21 protein-coding genes are annotated in these 19351 nt (G+C 61.7%); 7 read left to right on the top strand and 14 right to left on the bottom strand.

The window, feature by feature from the left end; all coding sequences use genetic code 11:
* Positions 1–250 precede the first annotated feature (250 nt).
* The gene (locus FY112_RS10480; protein ID WP_151518352.1) at positions 251–1162 is read right to left on the bottom strand and encodes a DUF1499 domain-containing protein; all 912 of its coding nucleotides are present in this window, start codon (positions 1160–1162) and stop codon (positions 251–253) included.
* A 339-nt stretch (positions 1163–1501) separates the two neighbouring features.
* Here FY112_RS10480 and FY112_RS10475 point away from each other — a divergent pair, with 339 nt between their 5' ends.
* Positions 1502–1894: a hypothetical protein gene (locus tag FY112_RS10475; protein WP_151518351.1), complete on the top strand. Its 393-nt coding sequence runs from the start codon at positions 1502–1504 to the stop codon at positions 1892–1894.
* A gap of 36 nt (positions 1895–1930) precedes the next feature.
* Here the strand turns inward: FY112_RS10475 and FY112_RS10470 are convergent, their stop codons facing one another.
* Together FY112_RS10470 and FY112_RS10465 are read right to left on the bottom strand one after the other, a co-directional pair.
* Positions 1931–2461 carry an ankyrin repeat domain-containing protein gene (locus tag FY112_RS10470; RefSeq protein ID WP_246700648.1) on the bottom strand — a complete coding sequence of 177 codons (531 nt, stop codon included), beginning with the start codon at positions 2459–2461 and terminating at the stop codon, positions 1931–1933.
* 36 nt (positions 2462–2497) lie between these two features.
* Positions 2498–2743 carry a hypothetical protein gene (locus tag FY112_RS10465; RefSeq protein WP_003546063.1) on the bottom strand — a complete coding sequence of 82 codons (246 nt, stop codon included), beginning with the start codon at positions 2741–2743 and terminating at the stop codon, positions 2498–2500.
* 124 nt (positions 2744–2867) lie between these two features.
* On the opposite strand from FY112_RS10465, the gene FY112_RS10460 reads away from it, so the two are divergent.
* Positions 2868–3065 (top strand): hypothetical protein, encoded by a 198-nt coding sequence (locus tag FY112_RS10460; RefSeq protein ID WP_065282354.1) that lies wholly within the window; start codon positions 2868–2870, stop codon positions 3063–3065.
* A 304-nt stretch (positions 3066–3369) separates the two neighbouring features.
* On the top strand, positions 3370–3648 hold the full coding sequence (locus FY112_RS10455) for a hypothetical protein (protein ID WP_151518349.1): 279 nt from the start codon (positions 3370–3372) through the stop codon (positions 3646–3648).
* Positions 3649–3684: 36 nt separating this feature from the next.
* Here the strand turns inward: FY112_RS10455 and ppdK are convergent, their stop codons facing one another.
* From ppdK to FY112_RS10415, 7 genes are all read right to left on the bottom strand, one after another.
* Positions 3685–6393, bottom strand: a complete 2709-nt coding sequence (ppdK, locus tag FY112_RS10450; RefSeq protein ID WP_151518348.1) for a pyruvate, phosphate dikinase — start codon at positions 6391–6393, stop codon at positions 3685–3687.
* A gap of 979 nt (positions 6394–7372) precedes the next feature.
* Positions 7373–10834, bottom strand: coding sequence for a chromosome segregation SMC family protein (locus FY112_RS10445; RefSeq protein WP_151518347.1), 3462 nt, complete (start codon positions 10832–10834; stop codon positions 7373–7375).
* 96 nt (positions 10835–10930) lie between these two features.
* Entirely contained in the window at positions 10931–11707 is a 777-nt protein-coding gene (locus tag FY112_RS10440) for a DsbA family protein (RefSeq protein WP_020665237.1), read from the bottom strand.
* Between the two features lie 149 nt (positions 11708–11856).
* Positions 11857–12162: a type II toxin-antitoxin system RelE/ParE family toxin gene (locus tag FY112_RS10435; RefSeq protein ID WP_033181354.1), complete on the bottom strand. Its 306-nt coding sequence runs from the start codon at positions 12160–12162 to the stop codon at positions 11857–11859.
* Positions 12149–12424: a type II toxin-antitoxin system ParD family antitoxin gene (locus FY112_RS10430; RefSeq protein WP_151518346.1), complete on the bottom strand. Its 276-nt coding sequence runs from the start codon at positions 12422–12424 to the stop codon at positions 12149–12151. Before FY112_RS10430 ends, FY112_RS10435 begins: the two co-directional genes overlap by 14 nt.
* A 110-nt stretch (positions 12425–12534) precedes the next feature.
* Entirely contained in the window at positions 12535–12759 is a 225-nt protein-coding gene (locus tag FY112_RS10425; protein ID WP_151518345.1) for a TraY domain-containing protein, read from the bottom strand.
* A gap of 447 nt (positions 12760–13206) precedes the next feature.
* Complete coding sequence (locus tag FY112_RS10415) at positions 13207–13704, bottom strand: DUF721 domain-containing protein (protein WP_151518344.1); 498 nt, start codon at positions 13702–13704, stop codon at positions 13207–13209.
* 108 nt (positions 13705–13812) lie between these two features.
* Between FY112_RS10415 and mutY the strand changes: the two genes are divergently transcribed.
* Genes mutY through FY112_RS10400 form a run of 3 tightly spaced genes read left to right on the top strand, consistent with a single transcriptional unit; the run spans position 13813 to position 15904 of the window.
* Positions 13813–14916 (top strand): A/G-specific adenine glycosylase, encoded by a 1104-nt coding sequence (gene mutY, locus FY112_RS10410; protein ID WP_151518343.1) that lies wholly within the window; start codon positions 13813–13815, stop codon positions 14914–14916.
* A 2-nt stretch (positions 14917–14918) separates the two neighbouring features.
* Positions 14919–15533 carry an HAD family phosphatase gene (locus FY112_RS10405; RefSeq protein ID WP_131642494.1) on the top strand — a complete coding sequence of 205 codons (615 nt, stop codon included), beginning with the start codon at positions 14919–14921 and terminating at the stop codon, positions 15531–15533.
* A gap of 5 nt (positions 15534–15538) precedes the next feature.
* On the top strand, positions 15539–15904 hold the full coding sequence (locus tag FY112_RS10400) for a nuclear transport factor 2 family protein (protein WP_151518342.1): 366 nt from the start codon (positions 15539–15541) through the stop codon (positions 15902–15904).
* A 110-nt stretch (positions 15905–16014) separates the two neighbouring features.
* On the opposite strand, the gene FY112_RS10395 is transcribed toward FY112_RS10400, so the two are convergent.
* The 4 genes from FY112_RS10395 to FY112_RS10380 form a co-directional block, all read right to left on the bottom strand.
* Positions 16015–17169: a site-specific DNA-methyltransferase gene (locus tag FY112_RS10395; protein ID WP_151518341.1), complete on the bottom strand. Its 1155-nt coding sequence runs from the start codon at positions 17167–17169 to the stop codon at positions 16015–16017.
* Between the two features lie 178 nt (positions 17170–17347).
* Complete coding sequence (locus FY112_RS10390; RefSeq protein WP_246622352.1) at positions 17348–17605, bottom strand: hypothetical protein; 258 nt, start codon at positions 17603–17605, stop codon at positions 17348–17350.
* Positions 17606–17833: 228 nt separating this feature from the next.
* Complete coding sequence (locus FY112_RS10385) at positions 17834–18184, bottom strand: antibiotic biosynthesis monooxygenase (protein ID WP_131642490.1); 351 nt, start codon at positions 18182–18184, stop codon at positions 17834–17836.
* Complete coding sequence (locus tag FY112_RS10380; RefSeq protein WP_151518339.1) at positions 18181–18510, bottom strand: NIPSNAP family protein; 330 nt, start codon at positions 18508–18510, stop codon at positions 18181–18183. Before FY112_RS10380 ends, FY112_RS10385 begins: the two co-directional genes overlap by 4 nt.
* Positions 18511–18581: 71 nt before the next feature.
* On the opposite strand from FY112_RS10380, the gene FY112_RS10375 reads away from it, so the two are divergent.
* Positions 18582–19268 carry a metalloregulator ArsR/SmtB family transcription factor gene (locus FY112_RS10375; RefSeq protein WP_151518338.1) on the top strand — a complete coding sequence of 229 codons (687 nt, stop codon included), beginning with the start codon at positions 18582–18584 and terminating at the stop codon, positions 19266–19268.
* Positions 19269–19351: the final 83 nt, after the last annotated feature.

Below are 19351 nucleotides of genomic sequence, written 5' to 3'. Positions count from 1 at the left end.
CCGGCGACAAATTTTAGATAAGTCTCACCTGAAAGAGTTTTGACGAAACCGAATTCATCAAGGGTCTCCTGGTCAGACACACTCAGAAAATCGACATCGCTTCCCACAGCAGTCCCTCTCCTCCTTTGATGCGGTACAAGGTTGTCGAGTTTGCCGCACCGTATCCCGGCCCTTCGCTTTGGGCTCAGGGCGTTCGCCGCTGCAATCGATTCACTGGATCGATTGCTGCCGCCTTTGGCGGCACCGCGGCTCACCCACCCGCAATTCCCAACAGCTCGGCATCCAGCGCCTTCAGATAATCGCCGGCGATTTCGGCGCTGAAGCCGAGGTCGTGTTGGCCGTAGCGGGAGGCGACGCGGATGTCGACGAAGGTGGTTTCGGCCTCTTCGCGGAGCCGAATGATGAAATCGAAGCGCAGGCCGAGGATCAGCGTGCGGGTGGTGCCCTGCAGCGTCACGCCGTTGACGCCGCGGATCAGCTTGGCGACGCCGTCGTCATAGGGGCGCGGCGTCGGCACGGGGATGGTATCGGGCGCATCGGCCACGGCATCGTCGCCGGCCTGCGGCGGCTTGACCGGTCTGTCCTCGGGATCGCGGCCGGGCTCAGTGTCGCCACTGCTTTTGGTGATGGTCATGCCGCTCATCTTGGCGACCTTGCGCACCGCTTCGAGCACGCGGTCGAGCGCGCCCTCATAACGCCGGCCTGTCAGTTCGGGATAGGCGGCGAGCTGCTTTTCGCGATCCTCCGGCGTCACCTGCACCTTGCGCTTCAGCCAGATCTGGTCGAAATACGGCTGCGAAAGCCAGTCGGGTGCGGTGACCAGATCGGTGGAAACGTCATAGATATCAGGCAGCGTCATGTAACGCTCGGTGGCATAGGCGCCAAGCCCCAGCGGAAAAGCGGCATAGATCAGCGCCGCCAGCGCCGCCAGCCCGCCTTCAGCCCCGATCATCCAGAGGCTTCGCAGCCCGAGGGCTGCGAGCATGGCGGCCAGCAGCGCGCCGCCGGCGGCGGCAATCAACAGCAGCACCAGATAGGGTGTGGCGAGGCCGCCGAAGCGGTGGGCGATCATCACGGCCAGCGCCAGCACCAGGGAAAACGCCCCGATGAGCCGCGAAGAGCGGGCGGCGCTGGAAACGGGGCGGTCATAGCGGATGGCCATCAAACTTACCGGTTGCTCGTCAGCGCCCGCGCGTTCGACCACGCAAATCGCCTCAACCTTGTTTAGAGCATGATGCCGAAAAGTGTGAAGCGGTTTTCGGACGACATCATGCTCTATTCTTTGATTTAGATCCGGATTCAGATTTTAGGCCGGCCCGGCCTAAAATCATCCGGATCTGGGGCAAGATTCGGCTAAATTGAAACTATTGTCTGAAGCATTGCGTTGGAATTCACGGCGATGGCCATGGCGAAACGGCGGCTTCTTCATAAGCCCTTGCTGATATGTCAAAAAAAGGCCATTCTGCCGCGGTTTCATCTCCAGATGCAGAGGAGAGACGGGATGATTTCACCCGAAACGGCAGCAAGGCCGCAGGCGTCTGCGCTTGGCGGGATCGACCACCAGTCCGAGCCGACGCTGCCGATGGAGCTGCTCGAGCTCGAACTTTCGCTCGAAGGTTATGCCGGCGGCGATGCCGGCTTCTGCGAGGCCGTGCGCCAGGCGGCGGCACGCTCCGGCGGCGAATTGCTGTTCGACCTTCCGGCCGGCGGCCTCATCGATGATTGCCGCCGCATCGCCGTGCTGCGCATTCCAGGCGACGGCCAGAAGATGCGCGTCGTGCTGGCGCTGCTCGACGATAACGGCACCGAAATCCGCATGCAGGCGCCCGATGAACAGACCGCGCCGCTGGTGCGTTTTGCTGATGCCTTCATCGAGGTGCTGGAGCGGATCTGAGGTTCGAAGCACGGGCGGTCGTGGAAAGCTCAGGCATCAATTCCTGGTGCCGGTTCTCATCAGGCCGATAAGGTCCTCATCGCCACTTTGCCGCGCAATATCCAAGGCTGTCACGCCGCTATCGTCCTTGGCATTGGGATTTGCGCCGTTCTCCAGAAGAGCGGCGATAACATCAGGCCCATTCTGCCGGTTGAGCATTTGGACGACAAGAGGCGTTCGGCCGCGATTGTCGCGAGCCTCGATGTCAGCCCCCTTCTCTATGAGGAGATTCACCGCCTCAGGGTCGGTGATGATGTGGAGAATGGTTATCCCCTCGTCATTCCTGGCGTTGATATCGGCTCCGTTCGCAAGCAGAAGCTCCAGGATTTCCCCCTCGAAATACATGTCGAGAAGGTGAATGGGCTGGAATCGATCTTCATCGGCGGAGGTCGCGAGAGATGGATCCGCCGCAAGCATGGCTCTTACCGTCGTGACATCTCCCACATGGACGGCATCATGAAATTTCTCGGCGACTTCGGCGTTGGTAGCAGTGGCTGAACTGAATGAAAGTCCGAAGATGGCGATCACGCGCAGGAAAAAGCGAAGCATTGTTACTCCGAAAAACTACCGGCGCTCGGCTGCGGCTTCCGCAACGCTGCGGAACGGGAACTTGCGCCCGCATTCGCACTTGATGACGAAATTTTCCTGATGGTTGGAAGGCCGCTGCACGCCAAAGCCGCGCGGCAGCTGATCGACCTTGAAATCCGGGTGCTTGCGCTTGGGATCATCGACTTCCGAGGCTTCGGCAAAGCCCTCATTGCCGCATTGCGGACAGTTCAGTTTTTTCGAAAATCGATCGCGAAGGGCCATGCTCGTTCCAAGGTTTCCGGCCGCTCATGGAGTGGCCATGCTTTCCTCATACATAGGAATGGCCCTCGGCGAAAGTGGAACCAAGTGCCAAGCCTGCCGTTCCTTTTTGGAAAAGGAGGCACTCATGCCGAACAGAGACCCGATCCCGACACCCAATGCCGATACGCCGCGCGGCCCGACGCCGACGCCAGGCATTCCCGACCGCATCCAGGAAAAACCGCCGCTGACGCCGGCACAGGACCCGGGCGACACGAAGAACCCACAGGATCCGCCGCTTAATCCGGCGCTGCTGCCGATCGGGGATCCGGCTGGGGCGGCGTGAGGGGTGAGCGGCAAAGCCGCGAAATGCGCTGAGTGCAGGCGAAGGGCAATGAATGGCGTGCCGGGCAGCCCCCTCATCCGCCCTACGGGCACCTTCTCCCCGAGGGGAGAAGAGGGCATCGAGACGTTGCGGCATATTCCCTTCTCCCCAGCGGGGAGAAGGTGGCCCGAAGGGTCGGATGAGGGGGCCGCACGGCACATGGCTCACGTCATCACCCAGCACTCAGCGATCTCCGCCAAGAGCGGCTTGACGCCCTCGCCCGAATGGCCTTTCCTCAGGGAAATGCATTCCAAGGAACACACCAATGCGCATTCGTCTTCTCGTCACCGCCCTAGCCGCCATCGTCGCCGGGCTCTCGGCCTGCCAGACGATGACGCCGGAGGAGCGGCGGGCGGCGGATGAGCAGCGGTGCCTGAGCTATGGCTTCCGGCGCGGCACGGATGGATTTGCCACCTGCCTGCAGCGCATCGATCTCGACCGGCGCGCCGAGTCGCGGGCGCAGAGCGCTGAGATGATGAACCGCATGGCCTGGGATCTGAACGGCCCCTACGTTTACCGCGATCGTTGGCGCTATCGTTACTGAGTACCCGGGCGCCCTGCCCCACACTCCACCGCTATTTTACACGGTTGCCCGCAGGTCCTTCGGACCCCGCCTGATCTCGTCCAGACCGCCGGCAATCACCGCCTGCGCTGCCGCCAGTCTCGCGATCGGCACGCGGAAGGGCGAGCAGGAGACATAGTCGAGGCCGATCGTTTCGCAAAAGCGGATCGAGGCCGGGTCGCCGCCATGTTCGCCGCAGATGCCGAGCTTCATGTCGTTGCGGGTCCGCCTGCCGCGTTCGGCGGCGATGCTGATCAATTCACCGACACCATCGAAATCCAGCGAGATGAAGGGATCGTGCTCGATGATGCCCTTGCGCTGATAGGTGGGGATGAAGGCCGAGGCGTCGTCGCGCGAAATGCCGAAGGTGGTCTGCGTCAGGTCGTTGGTGCCGAAGGAGAAGAATTCGGCGGCCTCGGCAATCACATGGGCGCGAAGGGCCGCACGCGGCAGCTCGATCATCGTTCCGACGAGATAATCGATCTTCATGCCTGCCTCGCGCATGACGTCGCCGGCGACGGCATCGATGTGCGCCTTGACGTAATCGAGCTCGGTGCGGAGGCCAACGAGCGGCACCATGATCTCGGGCACGACGGCAGCCCCGGTCTCCTTAGCTGCGGCCACCGCCGCCTCGAAGATGGCGCGGGCCTGCATCTCGACGATTTCGGGATAGGAGATCGCCAGCCGGCAGCCGCGATGGCCGAGCATCGGGTTGAATTCGTGCAGCGCGTCGACGCGCTGGCGAAGCACGGATGCCTCCATGCCCATGGCGAAGGCGACTTCGGCCACCTCGTCATCGGTCTTAGGCAGGAATTCGTGCAGCGGCGGATCGAGCAGGCGGATCGTCACCGGCAGGCCGTGCATGACGGTGAAGAGGCCGGTAAAATCCAGCCGCTGCATCGGCAGCAGCTTGTCGAGCGCCACCCGCCTGCCCTTCTCATCGACGGCCAGGATCATCTCGCGCATCACATGGATGCGCTCACCCTCGAAGAACATGTGTTCGGTGCGGCAAAGGCCGATGCCTTCGGCGCCGAAGGAGCGGGCAGCCAGCGCATCGGCCGGCGTATCGGCATTGGTGCGCACAGTCATGCGTCGGGCGCAGTCGGCCCAGCCCATGATGCGGCCGAAATCGCCAGACAGCTCCGGCTGGATCATCGGCACTTCGCCCTTCAGCACCTGGCCGGCCGAGCCGTCGATGGTGATGATATCGCCTTTCTTGAGCGTGACACCGACGCCGAGCAGCCGCTCGTTGCGCGCGTCGATGCGCATGGTGCCGGCGCCGACGACGCAGGGGATGCCCATGCCGCGGGCAACGACCGCCGCATGGCTGGTCATGCCGCCGCGGGTGGTCAGAATGCCTTCGGCGGCATGCATGCCGTGAATATCCTCGGGGCTGGTCTCAACCCTGAGCAGGATGACCTTGCGGCCCTCGGATTCCGCCTCGACGGCCTCTTCGGCGGTGAAGACGATGGCGCCGGTGGCAGCCCCCGGCGAGGCCGGCAGCCCGGAGCCGATCACCTGGCGGGTGACGCGCGGATCGATCGTCGGATGCAGCAGCTGGTCGAGGCTGGAGGGCTCGATGCGCAGCACCGCCTCGTCCTCGGTGATCACGCCCTCGTCGACCATGTCGACGGCGATCTTCATTGCCGCCCGCGTCGAGCGCTTGGCCGAGCGGGTCTGCAGCATCCAGAGCTTGCCGCGCTCGATGGTGAATTCGATATCCTGCATGTCGCGGTAATGGATCTCGAGGTCGGTGCAGATGCGGCAGAGCTCGCGGAACGCCTCCGGCATCAGCTTTTCCATCGAGGGTTTTTCGGAGCCGGAGGAAATTCGCCCATCCTCGGTGATGCTTTGCGGCGTGCGGATGCCGGCCACGACATCCTCGCCCTGGGCATTGACCAGGAATTCGCCATAAAGCGCTCTCTCGCCGGTCGAGGGGTTGCGGGTGAAGGCAACGCCGGTGGCGGAGCTATTACCGAGATTGCCGAAGACCATCGCCTGGATGTTGATCGCTGTGCCCCAAGCTTCCGGAATATTGTGGAGCTGGCGATAGGTGACGGCGCGCGCGCTCATCCAGCTGGAAAAGACGGCGCCGACGGCACCCCAAAGCTGGACTTCGGGATCCTGCGGGAATTCCTGCTCCAGCTCCTCCTCGATCAGCTTCTTGTAGAGAGAGACGATATGCTGCCATTCCGAGGCGCTGAGCTCGGTATCAAATTCATGGCCGAGCTTGGCCTTCTCGTCTTCCAGGATCTCCTCGAAGGCATCGTTGCCGAGACCCATGACGACATCGGCATACATCTGGATGAAGCGGCGGTAGCTGTCCCAGGCAAAACGCGCATCGCCGGCATCGTGGCCGAGCGCCTGCACGGTCTCGTCGTTGAGGCCGAGATTGAGCACCGTGTCCATCATGCCCGGCATCGAGACGCGGGCGCCGGAGCGCACCGATAAGAGCAGCGGCTGGCTGACAGAGCCGAAATGGCGGCCGGTGATTGCCTCGATCGCCGATATGCCGGCGCGCACCTCGGCCTTCACCGCATTCTCGATGTGGCGGCCGTTCTTGTAATAGGTGTTGCAGGCGTCGCTGACGATCGTCAGCCCCGGCGGCACCGGAAGTCCGAGCGCGCACATTTCCGCGAGATTGGCGCCCTTGCCGCCCAGAATCTCGTGATCGCGCGCCCGGCCCTCAGCCTGCCCGTCGCCGAACCTATAGACCCACTTGGTCATCTTCCCCCCAACACCACAAAGGGATCAGCTTAATCCCTCAGACTGCCGACAACGCTGCGCCCTCTTTCGTCATGCTCGGGCTTGTCCCGAGTATCTGCTACCGGTTGATGCGCAGCAGATCCTCGGCACAAGGCCGAGGATGACGCCGAGTAGGGAGCGACGTCTGTCAACTAACTTAGGGATTAGCTTAATCCCTTGGAGTTGAAATGAAAATCGACAAATGCGGCAAAATGTTGCGTTGCACAATAAATCTTGCGGCAGCCGGCGGTCAAAACGTTTGAAACATGGCTGACATGAAAAAAGGCACAAAAAAAGCTTTGCGGGACTGCAACAATGTCCCGCAAAGCCTTGTTTCCGTCCGGCCAGGAAAACCGGACGGGGGGTCCCTCAACCCAGGAACGGCTCAGCTTTTTGAAAAACAGAACCGCTCTGACCTCGTCATACGCAATTCCTGAGAAAATAGATCGCTACTTCCCAAGATTTGCTCTCGGTTTCCGGTTCTTGCCCTCGCCCGGAAAACCGCACGCAAATTCGACAATGCGCAACCTCTGGTCGCCCGCTTTCCAGCAGAGTAATTAGGTTGCGTTGAAACAACTTCTAATGCAAGTCAGCGAAAAGAGCATCACCCAAATGGGGTACAGACGGCAAGAGAGCCGACCTTTTTTGGTGTTTATTGCTTGACCTTTGATTTTACGCAATTTCTAGGCGCGAAGCCGCGCCATAGCTTTGCTGAAATTGCGTCGGCGCTCGGCGTCGACGTGGATGCTCGGGTCAAGCCCGAGCATGACGGAGACGGAGGGCGCGATGGCAAGAGGGGAAACGCCCGGAGCATTGTCTTGGTCAGCAGGTTCCCCACCCTCCGTCATCCTCGGGCTTGACCCGAGGATCCACACCGCGAGCACTGCCGGACCGTGAAAATAAGAAATATCGCCCTTCCCTAACGCCAAGAGAGACCGCAAAGGCTCTCCTCACGAAAACCTCAGGCAATCTCGCGCAGGCGCTCGGCCATTTGCAGGTCGACGGAGACGAGCTGGGAGACGCCCTGCTCGGCCATGGTGACGCCGAACAGGCGGTTCATGCGGGCCATGGTGATCGGATTGTGGGTGATGATGACGAAGCGGGTTTCGGTGGAGGCGGCCATTTCGTCCATCAGATTGCAGTAGCGCTCGACATTGTGGTCGTCGAGCGGCGCGTCCACTTCGTCGAGCACGCAGATCGGCGCCGGATTGGTGAGGAACACCGCAAAGATCAGCGCCATCGCCGTCAGCGCCTGTTCGCCGCCGGAGAGCAGCGTCATGGTCTGCGGCTTCTTGCCGGGCGGGCGGGCGAGGATTTCGAGGCCGGCTTCCAGCGGATCGTCGGATTCGATCAGCTGCAGTTCGGCGGTGCCGCCGCCGAAAAGATGGGTGAACAGCCGCTGGAACTGGGCGTTGACGATGTCGAAGGCGGCGATCAGCCGTTCGCGGCCCTCGCGGTTGAGGCTCTGGATGGCGCCGCGCAGCTTGCGGATCGCGTCGATGACGTCGTCGCGCTCCTTGATCAGCGCTTCGAGCTTTTCGCTCAGCTCCTTCTGTTCCTCGTCGGCGCGCAGGTTGACGGCGCCGAGCCGCTCGCGCTCGATCCTCAGGCGTTCCAGCTCGCGCTCGACTTCGCGCGGATCGGGAAGCGCCTGCATGGTCGGACGGCCGGTCAGCTGCAGCGCCTCATGCGGCGCGACGTTCAGGACCTCGCGGATGCGGCCTTCGCTTTCCTGCCGCTTCTCGCGAGCCGAAACCAGGCGCTCCTCGGCGCGGCCGCGGCGTTCACGGCATTCGGCAAGTTCCGACAAGGCCGTCGTCGCCTTCTGGTCGGCCTCGCGCTGGATGCGTTCGGCCTCGGCCAGAAGGTCGCTCGCCTGGCGGCGGGCCTCCTCGGCCTTCTGCAATTCGCTGAGCAAAGCGCGGCGCTTGTCGTCGAATTCATCCGGCGCCAGTTCGAGCTCGGCTGCCTCGTCGCGCGCCTCTTCCTCACGTTCGCGCAGTGTCGCAACATGGTCTTCAGCACTTGCCGCCCGCTGGCGCCAGGTCTCGCGCTCCTGGCCGATCGCCATGATGCGGCGCTGGCGGGCCTCGTTTTCCCTCGCCAGGCTTTCATGGCGGGCGCGGCTTTCGGCCAGCGCGCCGCGATCGGTCGCAACTTCCGCCTGCTGGAACCGCAGCCGCTCGTCGATCGCAGTCAGATCGGGCGCGTCCTCCAGCTCGATGCGGGCAGTCTCTTCCTGGATAGCAATCTCCTCCAGCTGCGACCGCAGCTGGCTGGCAGCCTCACTGACGACATCGCGGCGGCGGATCAGATCGCCGGAGGCACGCTCGGCGGAAGCGAGAGCGTCGCGCGCTTCGGCCAAATGACGCGCCGACAGGCGGCTCATGTCGCGCGCCTCGGCAAGCCGGCGCTCCTCGGCGCGGATCGCTTCGGCAGCGGCTGTCTGCCGCTCTTCGGCTTCGGCAAGCACGTCGCGAGCAAGGACGGCTTCACCTTCGAGCTCGGCCAGGCGGTTCTTCTGGGCAAGGCGCAGTGCCGCCGCACTCGGGGCATCGGCACCGGTGACATGGCCGTCCCAGCGATAGACGGCGCCCTCTTTCGTCACCAGCCGCTGGCCGGGCTTCAGCGCCGCCATCAGCCGCTCCGCATCGCCTTCCGCGACCAGGCCGATCTGGCGAAGGCGGCGGGTCAGTGCCGCCGGCGCGCGGACATGGGCAAGCAGCGGCGCAACACCGGATGGAAGCGCCGGATCGGCAGCACCATCGCCATTGTCTGACCAATGGGCCGGCGCCTCGGCATCGAGCGGCGATTCCAGATCGTCGCCGAGGGCAGCACCCAGCGCCGTCTCGAAGCCGCGATCGACCTTCAGCTCGTCGGCAACCGGCGGAAATTTGCCGGCCGCAGCACCGGCGGCGAGCATGCGGGAAATGGTGCGGGCCTCGGTTTCCAACGCATTCAGGCTCGAACGGGCCTGATCGACCGGCGCACGCGACAGCGCCTCGGTCTGGCGGGCCGCGGCAAGCGCCTGGTCGACCGCCTGCACCGCGGCCTCCGCATCGGCGACGGCGATCTCGCCGGCTTCGACGATGGCGCGTTTCTCGTCGGGATCAGGCAGGCCTGATATCTTCTCGCCGATGGCTGACAGTTCCTGGTTTGCCTCGTCCATCTGCCGTTCGAGGCGCATCCGCCGGTCCGTGAGATCGCGGATGGCGCGTTCCAGCTGGTTGCGGCCGGCGGCAGCCTCGGCGCGCTCGGCCGTCAGCTGGGTGAAGATGCGCTCGCTATCGGCAAGTTTTGCCGCCGCGCCCTCGAAGGTCTCGCGGGTTTCCTCGGCATAACGGCCGGAATCGGCGAGGATTTCTGAAATCTCCGCCTCTTCGGCATCGAGCCTTGCCAGGATGACGGCATTGTCGGCCACCAGCCGCTGCTCGCGGCTTATATCCTCGGCAAGCTGGGCGAGACGGCGGGTCAGCTCGTCGCGGCGGCGCAGGATGCGGCCGGCATCTTCCTCCAGCTGGCTTCTGGCGATCTGCAGGCGCTGCAGGGCTGCGGCCGCACGCGCCTCGCCCTCGCGCAGTTCCGGCAGCTTCAAGCTGGCGACAGCCTGGTTCTTCGCCGCCTCCATCTGCATCTGCGCCTTTTCAGCGACGACGGAGGTCGCCTGGTTCAAGGCGCTGTCGGCCTCGGCCTCGGCTTCCTTGGCCTGCACCCAGCGGATATGCAGCAGCATCGCCTCGCGGGCGCGGATATCGGCAGACAGAGTCTTGAAGCGGTTTGCCTGGCGCGCCTGGCGCTTCAGGCTTTCGATCTGGCTTTCGAGCTGCGAGGTGACGTCGTCGAGGCGCTCGAGATTGCCTTCGGCGGCGCGCAGCCGCAGCTCGGCCTCGTGGCGGCGGGAATGCAGGCCGGAAATGCCGGCCGCCTCTTCCAGCAGCTGGCGGCGGGCCTGCGGCTTGGCCTGGATCAGCTCGCCGATGCGCCCCTGCCCGACCATCGACGGCGAACGCGCGCCGGTGGAAGCGTCGGCAAACAGCAGCTGCACGTCCTTGGCGCGGCTTTCCTTGCCGTTGATGCGATAGAGCGAACCCTGTTCGCGCTCGATGCGGCGGGTGACCTGGATCTCGTCGCTGTCGTTGAAGGCGGCAGGCGCGGTGCGCTCGGCATTATCGAGATAGAGCGCCACCTCCGCGGTATTGCGCGCCGGGCGGTTGCCGGAACCCGAGAAGATCACGTCGTCCATGCCGGAGGCGCGCATGTTCTTGTAGGAATTTTCGCCCATCACCCAGCGCAGCGCCTCGACGAGGTTCGACTTGCCGCAGCCGTTCGGGCCGACGACGCCGGTCAGTCCCCGCTCGATAATGAATTCCGTCGGCTCGACGAAGGATTTGAAGCCGACCAGGCGCAGCTTGTTGAACTTCATGCAGCCGCTCCGCAGCGCGGGGCGGGCTCGTCATGCAGCCACGAAAAAACGGGCGCGCGGCTTTCGCCGTCGCCCGTTCTATCGAAACGATCCGGTTCAGAGCAGGCTGTCGATGAGCTTCGACAAAGTGTCAACCGGCATGTCTCCAGAGTAGCGCTTGCCATTGATCAGGAAAGTCGGGGTGGCGTTGACGCCGAAATCCTTGGAACCTCTTTCCCGCGTGGCGTTCACTTCATCCAGAAGCTTCTGGTTCGTCAAGCATTTCGTGAAGCTATCCTCAGTAAATCCGGCAAGCTTCGACATCTGCAGCAGTGCGGCGCGGCCATCATCGGCGGCGGCCCAGACCTGCTGCTGCTTGAAGAGCATGGAAACCATCGGGAAATACTGTTCCGGCGTGCTCAACTGCTCCGGATTGGAAGAATTGCAGCGGGCGAGCATGAAGGCAGCGGCGGCGCGCGGGTCGAAGGGGAATTCGCGGATGATAAACTGCACCTTGCCGCTGTCGACATATTTCTGCTTGATCGTGTCGAAGACGGTGTTGTGGAAATGGGCGCAATGCGGGCAGGTCATCGACATGTATTCGACGATCTTGACCGGGGCATCGGCCTTGCCGAGCGCCATTTCCGGCAGCACGCCGGGCTTCAGCACTTCGGCCATGTCGACATCGCCGTCGGACTCCGGCATTTCGGTCGCCGAGGTAGCTGCCGTCTGCATGGTGTCGACATTGGTGCCATCAGCCATGGTCTTACCGGAGGACGAAGCATCGGCAGCGTCCTTGCTGTCGTTGCAGGCGACAAGCGCTACGGCAGCGGCGGCGATGGCGATACCGCTGAGCAGGCGGCGTTTCGTCAGTTGCATTTCGGACATCTGCATGGATTCCCCATAACTAATAAGATTGACGGCATGACTGTGCGATATAACGGCTGGCGGCCACTCACAAGGCACGGTTCACCAACTTCCTTCAAAGAATTGTGACCGTGGTGGGACCGAAAGCGGACGTCGCGTTCCGAAATGAGCGATTCTCAGTTTTCGCGGAAAGCCGAAGGCGTATTCCGGCCGGCGTAGAACAGCCTCAATATCTGTACCCGATCCTTCACGACCCGGTAGGCGATCGTCACACGCCGCTCGAAAACCAGAATGCGAACCCCCGGGGCAAAATCCTCGCGCGGCGCTCCCCTTTCCGGCATGTCTTCCAGACCATGACAGATCTGCCTCAGCCGGCGGATGAATTCCATCGCCGCCATAGAATTGTCCGCAGCGATGAATGCGTAGATATCGAGCAGATCCTTCTCCGCTCTAGGACGAAATACAACCTTAAGCGCCACCATCCTCAGCCTTCATCCGCTCGGCATGCAGACGTTCGAGCCGCTCGAAGACCACATCGGCATCGATATCCGAACCCGGATCATCGATCGCCTCGCGGATTTTCAGACGCATGATTTCGTCGATCGCATCCTCTTCCCGGTCGAGCGCACGCAATGCGGCGCGAATGACCTCGCTCGCCGAACTATAGGCGCCCGATTGCAGCCGTCCTTCTAGGCTTTTCTGCTGACTGCCGAGCGTAACCGTAATGGGTTTGCTGCTGCGCATTCCTGTTCACTCCTATCAAGTGATTACAGTGTAATACGCCTGTGACAGAGTTCAAGTCACACTTCACGCCTAAGCTTTTCAAGCTGGCGTTCGGCTGATCGAGATGAAACTCAATCTTCCGCGCTATAACGCGCCGTCAGCTCGGCCAGCGGCACCGTATCGCCCTCATCGCGGCGAAGTTCTTCGAGGCGCCTTTCGGCAAGATAGATATCTTCGACGTCGTCGAGATGCGCAAGGATGGCTTGACGCACATAGAAACTCTTGCTGCGGCCGGTACGCCTCGAAAGCTCAATCAGCCGCGTTTCGATATCAGTGGGCAACTGCAAGACCAGCATGATTTTTCTCCCGTCTGCGATACAAGTATAGCAGACGACTGTTCAGAGGGATATTTTAATGCATTCTTTGACGAAGACTTTTCTCTATTACGTTCTTATTGCATCTGTCGCATTGGCCATAAACGTCAAGAGCGTGCTCGCGGCTGAAGACAGCGGTAGTATTGTTTTCAGATGCTTAAATGTCTAAAGCTGCCTGCGGACGCGCCGAGTGCTTATAGCTTCCTGATTGTAGCGGTCATCAAGGATGGATCTGCCGACTTTTTATCCATCAACTTCCGCACTCCACCATCCGAATGGGAAAAAACCGCAGCCCCGTTGATCGCTGATGCGATCACACAGTGCGAGCCTTATAGCTCTGTCTCGGGCAGGATGGAATTTGCTGTTACCCGCGAGCTTGTCGAAGCAGGATCAAAAAACTAAGCATGCGGAGATAGGGCGTTTTGCTCATCAGCGTTGATTCCCCCGCTTCCCCATCACCGCGGTCCCCAAACGCTGGATCGCCTGGCGCAGCTTGTCGTTCTCTATCCCCTCCATCATGCCTTCGAGCTTGCGGGCGGCTTCGCCCTTCAGCGGCGGCGGGGTGCGGGAGCGGCGGGTGGCTTGTGAGACCGGCTTCTGGACGATGCGGATCTGGTGGACGGCGGCAAAGCCGAAGAAGCTGTTGATGCGCTGGATGAGTTCTCCCTGGGCATGGGTGAGGAAAAGTGCACGCGCGCCTTCGCAGGCAATCGTCAGTACGCCGGGGCGGAAGCCGCCGGTCTCATTGCCGCCGCGGGCCCAGGCGATCTTTTCCGGCCGGGTACAATCGGCGAAATCCTCGCCGGCAATTTCGCTCCACGAGCCGAGCAGCGCCGTGTTGATGCCGGCGCGCCGGGCAAGCACGGGATCGATCAGCCCGTTCGCCAGCTCGGAAATCTGCTTTGCACCTTTGCGTGGATAACTCATCGAAACCCTTCAGCGACGCCACCAATTCGCACGCCAATTCGTATTGGCGACTTGATCGCGCGGCATTGCTTCGCCAAGTATAGGTACTTCCCCCCATCGCGGCAAATCATGACGATCACCACACTCGACACGCCCTCAGCCAAGCCCCTGCTCGACTGGTACGATCGCCACCACCGCGAGCTGCCCTGGCGCGTCTCGCCCGGCATGGCGGCCCGCGGCGTCAAACCCGATCCCTATCGCGTCTGGCTGTCCGAGGTGATGCTGCAGCAGACGACGGTGCAGGCGGTCAAACCCTATTTCGAAAAGTTTCTGCAGCGTTGGCCTCAGGTGACCGATCTTGCCGCGGCGGAGACCGACGCGGTGATGGCCGCCTGGGCGGGGCTTGGCTATTACGCGCGGGCCCGCAACCTGAAGAAATGCGCCGAAGCGGTGGCGAAAGAGCATGGCGGCATCTTTCCCGATACCGAAGAGGGTCTCAAGTCGCTCCCCGGCATCGGCGACTATACGGCCGCCGCCGTCGCGGCCATCGCCTTCAACCGCCAGGCGGCAGTCATGGACGGCAATGTCGAGCGGGTGATCTCCAGGCTCTATGCGATCGACACGCCGCTTCCGGCCGCAAAGCCGGCGATGAAGGAGAAGGTGGCGCTGTTGACGCCCGCCGATCGGCCCGGCGATTTCGCCCAGGCGATGATGGATCTGGGTGCCACGATCTGCACGCCGAAGCGGCCGGCCTGTTCGCTCTGTCCGTTCCGCGGTGCCTGCGCGGCGCTGAAGCTTTCCGATCCGGAGCTCTTTCCGGTCAAGGCGGCGAAGAAGGAGAAGCCGGTCAGATATGGCGCGGCCTTCATCGCGGTAACAGGTGACGGCGAGATCCTGCTCAGACGGCGCATCGACAGCGGCCTGCTCGGCGGCATGACCGAGGTGCCGACGACGGCGTGGACGGCGCGCATCGACGGCGAAACCTCAGCTGCCGCCGCGCCCTTCGAAGCGGCATGGCAGGCCGCTGGCACCGTCATCCATGTCTTCACCCATTTCGAGCTCAGGCTTTCGATCTGGCGTGCGGCCATCGCTGCCAAGGTTGCCATGGATGACGGCACGAATGACGGATGGTGGGAGCCGGTTACAAATCTTGAAGCCCAGGCCTTACCAACCATCATGAAAAAAGCGATCGCAGCGGCTATTCCTCTCGCGTTTAAAACATCCAAGGGATGACCATGACCACCGACATAAGACATATCGTTTTCGACATCGGCAAAGTCCTAATTCATTACGATCCGCATCTCCCTTTCAGCCGCCTCATCCCCGATGAGGCCGAGCGCCACTGGTTCTTCGCCAATATCTGCACCCATGACTGGAACATCGAGCAGGACCGCGGCCGCACATGGGCGGAGGCCGAAGCGCTGCTGATAAAACAGCACCCTGCCCGCGAAGAGCATATCCGGGCCTTCCGCAAATATTGGCACGAGATGGTGCCGCACGCCTATGACGACAGCGTAGCGATCATGGAAGGGCTGATTGCCCAGGGGCGCGACGTGACGATGCTGACCAACTTCGCCTCCGACACGTTCCGCGAGGCGCAGCAACGCTTCCCCTTCCTGACCAAACCGCGCGGCGTCACCGTTTCCGGCGATGTCGGTCTGATCAAGCCCGATATCGCCATCTACGAGACGCATACGAAAAGCTTCGGCCTCGATCCGGCAGCGACGATCTTCATCGACGACGCGCCTGTTAATGTCGAGGGCGCCAAGGCCTTCGGCTGGAATGCGGTGCTGTTTTCGGGCGCCGACAAATTGCGCAGCGATCTCGCCGGCTATGGGGTGAAGGTCTGAAACCCATGGCTTTCGACCCGGCAAAGCAAATCGAACTCTTCCACGCCGCGATCAACGCCCTCGATTTTCCGGCGATCGAGAATTATTTCGCCGAGGATGCGACCTATGTCTCGAACGGCGTCGGCGATCTCACCGGACGGGCTGAGATCATGGCTGCCTTCCGGCATTATTTCGACGACTATCCCGATCAAACGGCGGAAAATTCGCTGGTGGAAACATTGACGCCGCTCTCCGGCCGGTCGGTCTGGTCGGTGCGCGCCACCCACAGCAAGACGGGCAAGCCGCTGATCCGCGAGGGTGAGGAGACGATCATCTTCAACGCGGAAGGCCGCGTCACAAGGGTCGAGGTCACCGATTATCGCGACTTCTGAAAATGGTATTCTTGAATAGAGGACGCCCGGGTTTGACCCCGGGCGCCTTGGTCTTCTTCCGCAACTGGAGGAAACCGGAAGAAGGTATTTCGATCTCGCGAAGGCGCTGCTCACTCCGCCTTTGCAAGATCACTGCGGATGACGGACCTGAGATCGTCGATCGGGCGCAGGGACTGCCCGTCTTCGAAATGCCAGAAGGTCCATCCGTTGCATGCATCGAGACCCTGCACCTTGGCGCCGAGACGATGAATGGAGCCGGCCTCGCCGCCGGAAGCCACGGTGCCGTCGGCGCGGACAATTGCGCTATAACGGCGCTTGGCGTCGGTCAGCACCTGGCCGGGCTTGATCAGGCCGCTTTCAACCAGCACGTTGAAGGCGACACGGACTTCGGCCTTCTTGCCGGTCATGACGGTTAGTTCCGCCTTGCCGAGCGGCTCGACGGCGGCGATGCGGGCTGCGGCCGCATCGATATAATCCTGCTCGCGCTCGATGCCGACGAAGTGGCGGCCGAGGCGCTTGGCGACGGCACCCGTCGTTCCCGAGCCGAAGAAGGGATCGAGCACGATATCGCCGGGCTTGGTCGAGGCCATGATGACGCGGGCAAGCAGCGCTTCCGGCTTCTGCGTCGGATGGGCCTTCTTGCCGTCCTCGCCCTTTAGCCGCTCACCGCCGCTGCAGATCGGGAAGAGCCAATCGGAGCGCATCTGCACGTCGTCATTGGCGGCCTTCAGCGCATCGTAATTGAAGGTATAGCCCTTGGCCTTGGCGCTGGGGCTTGCCCAGATCATCGTCTCATGGGCGTTCTGGAAACGGCGGCCCTTGAAATTCGGCATCGGGTTGGTCTTGCGCCAGATGATGTCGTTGAGGATCCAGAAATTCAGATCCTGCAGCGTGGCACCGACGCGGAAGATATTGTGATAGGAGCCGATCACCCAGATCGAGCCTGATGGTTTCAGCACCCGGCGGCAAGCCAGCAGCCAGGCGCGGGTAAAAGCGTCATAGGCCTCGAAGGAGGCGAACTGATCCCATTCGTCGTCGACCGCATCGACCAGCGACTGATCGGGACGATGCAGCGTACCGCCGAGCTGGAGATTATACGGCGGATCGGCAAAGATGATATCGACGGAGTGGCTGGGCAAAGCCTCAAGGGCGCTGACGCAATCGCCCTTGATGATCGTGTCGACCCATGAATCCGACCGGGATCCCGGCCGGGAATCCGACTTGACGGAAGCCTTGAGGTCGGCAAGCGGAAAAACTGATGCCATTTAAATACTCACTCACGCTCTACGCTTAACTGTCCGTTATGGTTACGCAACTTAGTTACCAAAGCCTGAAGCGCTGGCCGATTTCGGGAATTTTTTCGGGTGGCAGTCGGGCAAACTGGGCTGAGATGGCCTGAGCCCGTCGCGGCTGAACTGAGGTTCAACGGCGTCAGCTATCTTTCTATTCTAGATTTTCCCTGACATTGGCAATACTCGTTATCGAGTCAAACATCAGCGTATATTCCAGCAATATAGTGTCTGTTATTTTACCATCCTGAATTCTTCTCATGTCGCAGCTAACGCTCTTCTCAAAATAGCTGCCCTTTATGCTGCATTCTCCTTCGATTTCGTTTTGACTGCCGTTGGTCAAGCGCGCAGCATCCGAGATTGCCCGCTCTGGGAATGTAACTCCAATGAAATCAGGATTCTGGATGAACATCATAATGGTCGAAATTATGAGGAGCGCTAAGACAATGGAAATAAAGGAAAATATAACCACCCACGTAAATTTTATTATCCTTGACGCCCACACGATTTGGCTTTCCCATCCGGTTAGAGATTTTGGCTGTCGGTAGCATATCCTTCAATTTGATAGATGAAATAAATTCGTTGTCACGCCAACCGATGCGCCAATGCGTAACGAACGGGGCGGATTGGACGCCACGCGTCACGCCGCGTCGTGAACCCTGCGGCTGTCACCCGGCGCTTCGTCGCGTTCGAACATGCCGTAATCGCGCACCACACTGGCGATCCGCAGCCGATAATCGGCGAAGATGCCGCCGCGGCCGGCCTGCTGGGCTGCCCGGTGAGACTTGAGATTGCGCCACTCCTTCACCGCCGCCTCGTCTCGGAAGAAGGAGAGCGACAGCAGCTTGCCGCGCGTCGTCAGGCTCTCGAAACGCTCGATCGAGATGAAGCCGTCGATCTTTTCGAGTTCGCCGCGCAACTCGCCGGCGAGATCCAGATATTTGTGGCGTTCGCCCATATAGGGCACGACTTCGAAGATGACGGCGATCATGGCAGCACCAGCTTGGCGTGAGGGGCGGAGACATTTTTGAGGAAGATGCGATCCTCCTTGAGGATGAAGCCTTCGCGTCTGGCAAATTCATAATTCTCACGGCCGAGCGGGTCGGCAGCCAGCCTGGCGCGATAGGCTTCGTAGGCGGCGAGGCTTTCGATATTGTAGACGCCGTAAGCGGTCGTTGCCGATCCCTCGTGCGGGCCGAAATAGCCGATCAAGTCGGCGCCGTTTCGCGGAATTGCCTGGCCCCAGTTGCGGGCATAGTCGGCAAACGCCTCCTTCTTGAATGGGTCGATTTCGTAACGGATGAAGCAGGTGATCATGGTTTTCTCCTTTGGCTCTTCATCCGTTTTCGCACGTTGCCTGACGGCGATGCTTCGGTTACGATCGAACTATGAAGGAAGGTCCAGACATTGCGCAGATCGGCGCGCTCATCGGTGATCCGGCGCGCGCCAACATGCTGGCGGCGCTGACCGGCGGCCGGGCGCTGACGGCGACCGAGCTTGCCGGCGTCGGCGGCATCACCGTGCAGACGGCGAGCACGCATCTCGCCAAGCTCGAGGCCGGCGGGTTGCTAGCCCAGCGCAAGCAAGGGCGCCACCGTTATTTCACGCTGGCCGACGAGGCCGTCGCCCGGCTGATCGAAAGCATGATGGGCTTTGCCGCCGGGCGCGGGCATCTGCGCCACCAGCCGGGGCCGAAAGAGCCGGCGCTGCGCAAGGCGCGTATCTGCTACGATCATCTTGCCGGCGATTACGGCGTGCGCATGCTCGACAGCCTGATTGCATCAGGCGCGATCGACGCGGTCGGAGACGGCCTGGCGCTGATGGAAAAGGGCGAAAGCGATCTCCAATGCATCGGCATCAATGTTGGTGACCTCAGATCCTCGCGCCGGCCGCTCTGCCGCTCCTGCCTCGACTGGAGCGAAAGACGCGCCCACCTCGCCGGCAGTCTCGGCAAGGCCCTGCTTTCAAGCTTCCTCGATAAGGGCTGGGCGCGGCGCACGGCGGAAAGCCGCTCGATCCTGTTTTCGCCGGAGGGCGACCGGCAGTTTTTGAAGCTTTTTCCGGTCGATGCGTAGGTTATACGAATCTGCAAAAGCCTTTGAACGCAGTCGCAGCGCCACCTCCCTGTCCCCTCGCCGCCTCCCATTGCGCCACTGCC

It is taken from the genome of Rhizobium sp. PEPV16, from assembly GCF_008919455.1.
Lineage (GTDB): Bacteria > Pseudomonadota > Alphaproteobacteria > Rhizobiales > Rhizobiaceae > Rhizobium > Rhizobium leguminosarum_Q.
This window is presented reverse-complemented; position numbering and strand designations above follow the sequence as displayed.

Bases quoted from the DNA above. Each gene is read 5' to 3' on its own strand.
- FY112_RS10480 (WP_151518352.1), bottom strand. From the start codon at position 1,162: ATGGCCATCCGCTATGACCGCCCCGTTTCCAGCGCCGCCCGCTCTTCG.
- FY112_RS10475 (WP_151518351.1), top strand. From the start codon at position 1,502: ATGATTTCACCCGAAACGGCAGCAAGGCCGCAGGCGTCTGCGCTTGGC.
- FY112_RS10465 (WP_003546063.1), bottom strand. From the start codon at position 2,743: ATGGCCCTTCGCGATCGATTTTCGAAAAAACTGAACTGTCCGCAATGC.
- FY112_RS10460 (WP_065282354.1), top strand. From the start codon at position 2,868: ATGCCGAACAGAGACCCGATCCCGACACCCAATGCCGATACGCCGCGC.
- FY112_RS10455 (WP_151518349.1), top strand. From the start codon at position 3,370: ATGCGCATTCGTCTTCTCGTCACCGCCCTAGCCGCCATCGTCGCCGGG.
- ppdK (WP_151518348.1), bottom strand. From the start codon at position 6,393: ATGACCAAGTGGGTCTATAGGTTCGGCGACGGGCAGGCTGAGGGCCGG.
- FY112_RS10445 (WP_151518347.1), bottom strand. From the start codon at position 10,834: ATGAAGTTCAACAAGCTGCGCCTGGTCGGCTTCAAATCCTTCGTCGAG.
- FY112_RS10440 (WP_020665237.1), bottom strand. From the start codon at position 11,707: ATGCAGATGTCCGAAATGCAACTGACGAAACGCCGCCTGCTCAGCGGT.
- FY112_RS10435 (WP_033181354.1), bottom strand. From the start codon at position 12,162: ATGGTGGCGCTTAAGGTTGTATTTCGTCCTAGAGCGGAGAAGGATCTG.
- FY112_RS10430 (WP_151518346.1), bottom strand. From the start codon at position 12,424: ATGCGCAGCAGCAAACCCATTACGGTTACGCTCGGCAGTCAGCAGAAA.
- FY112_RS10425 (WP_151518345.1), bottom strand. From the start codon at position 12,759: ATGCTGGTCTTGCAGTTGCCCACTGATATCGAAACGCGGCTGATTGAG.
- FY112_RS10415 (WP_151518344.1), bottom strand. From the start codon at position 13,704: ATGAGTTATCCACGCAAAGGTGCAAAGCAGATTTCCGAGCTGGCGAAC.
- mutY (WP_151518343.1), top strand. From the start codon at position 13,813: ATGACGATCACCACACTCGACACGCCCTCAGCCAAGCCCCTGCTCGAC.
- FY112_RS10405 (WP_131642494.1), top strand. From the start codon at position 14,919: ATGACCACCGACATAAGACATATCGTTTTCGACATCGGCAAAGTCCTA.
- FY112_RS10400 (WP_151518342.1), top strand. From the start codon at position 15,539: ATGGCTTTCGACCCGGCAAAGCAAATCGAACTCTTCCACGCCGCGATC.
- FY112_RS10395 (WP_151518341.1), bottom strand. From the start codon at position 17,169: ATGGCATCAGTTTTTCCGCTTGCCGACCTCAAGGCTTCCGTCAAGTCG.
- FY112_RS10390 (WP_246622352.1), bottom strand. From the start codon at position 17,605: ATGTTCATCCAGAATCCTGATTTCATTGGAGTTACATTCCCAGAGCGG.
- FY112_RS10385 (WP_131642490.1), bottom strand. From the start codon at position 18,184: ATGATCGCCGTCATCTTCGAAGTCGTGCCCTATATGGGCGAACGCCAC.
- FY112_RS10380 (WP_151518339.1), bottom strand. From the start codon at position 18,510: ATGATCACCTGCTTCATCCGTTACGAAATCGACCCATTCAAGAAGGAG.
- FY112_RS10375 (WP_151518338.1), top strand. From the start codon at position 18,582: ATGAAGGAAGGTCCAGACATTGCGCAGATCGGCGCGCTCATCGGTGAT.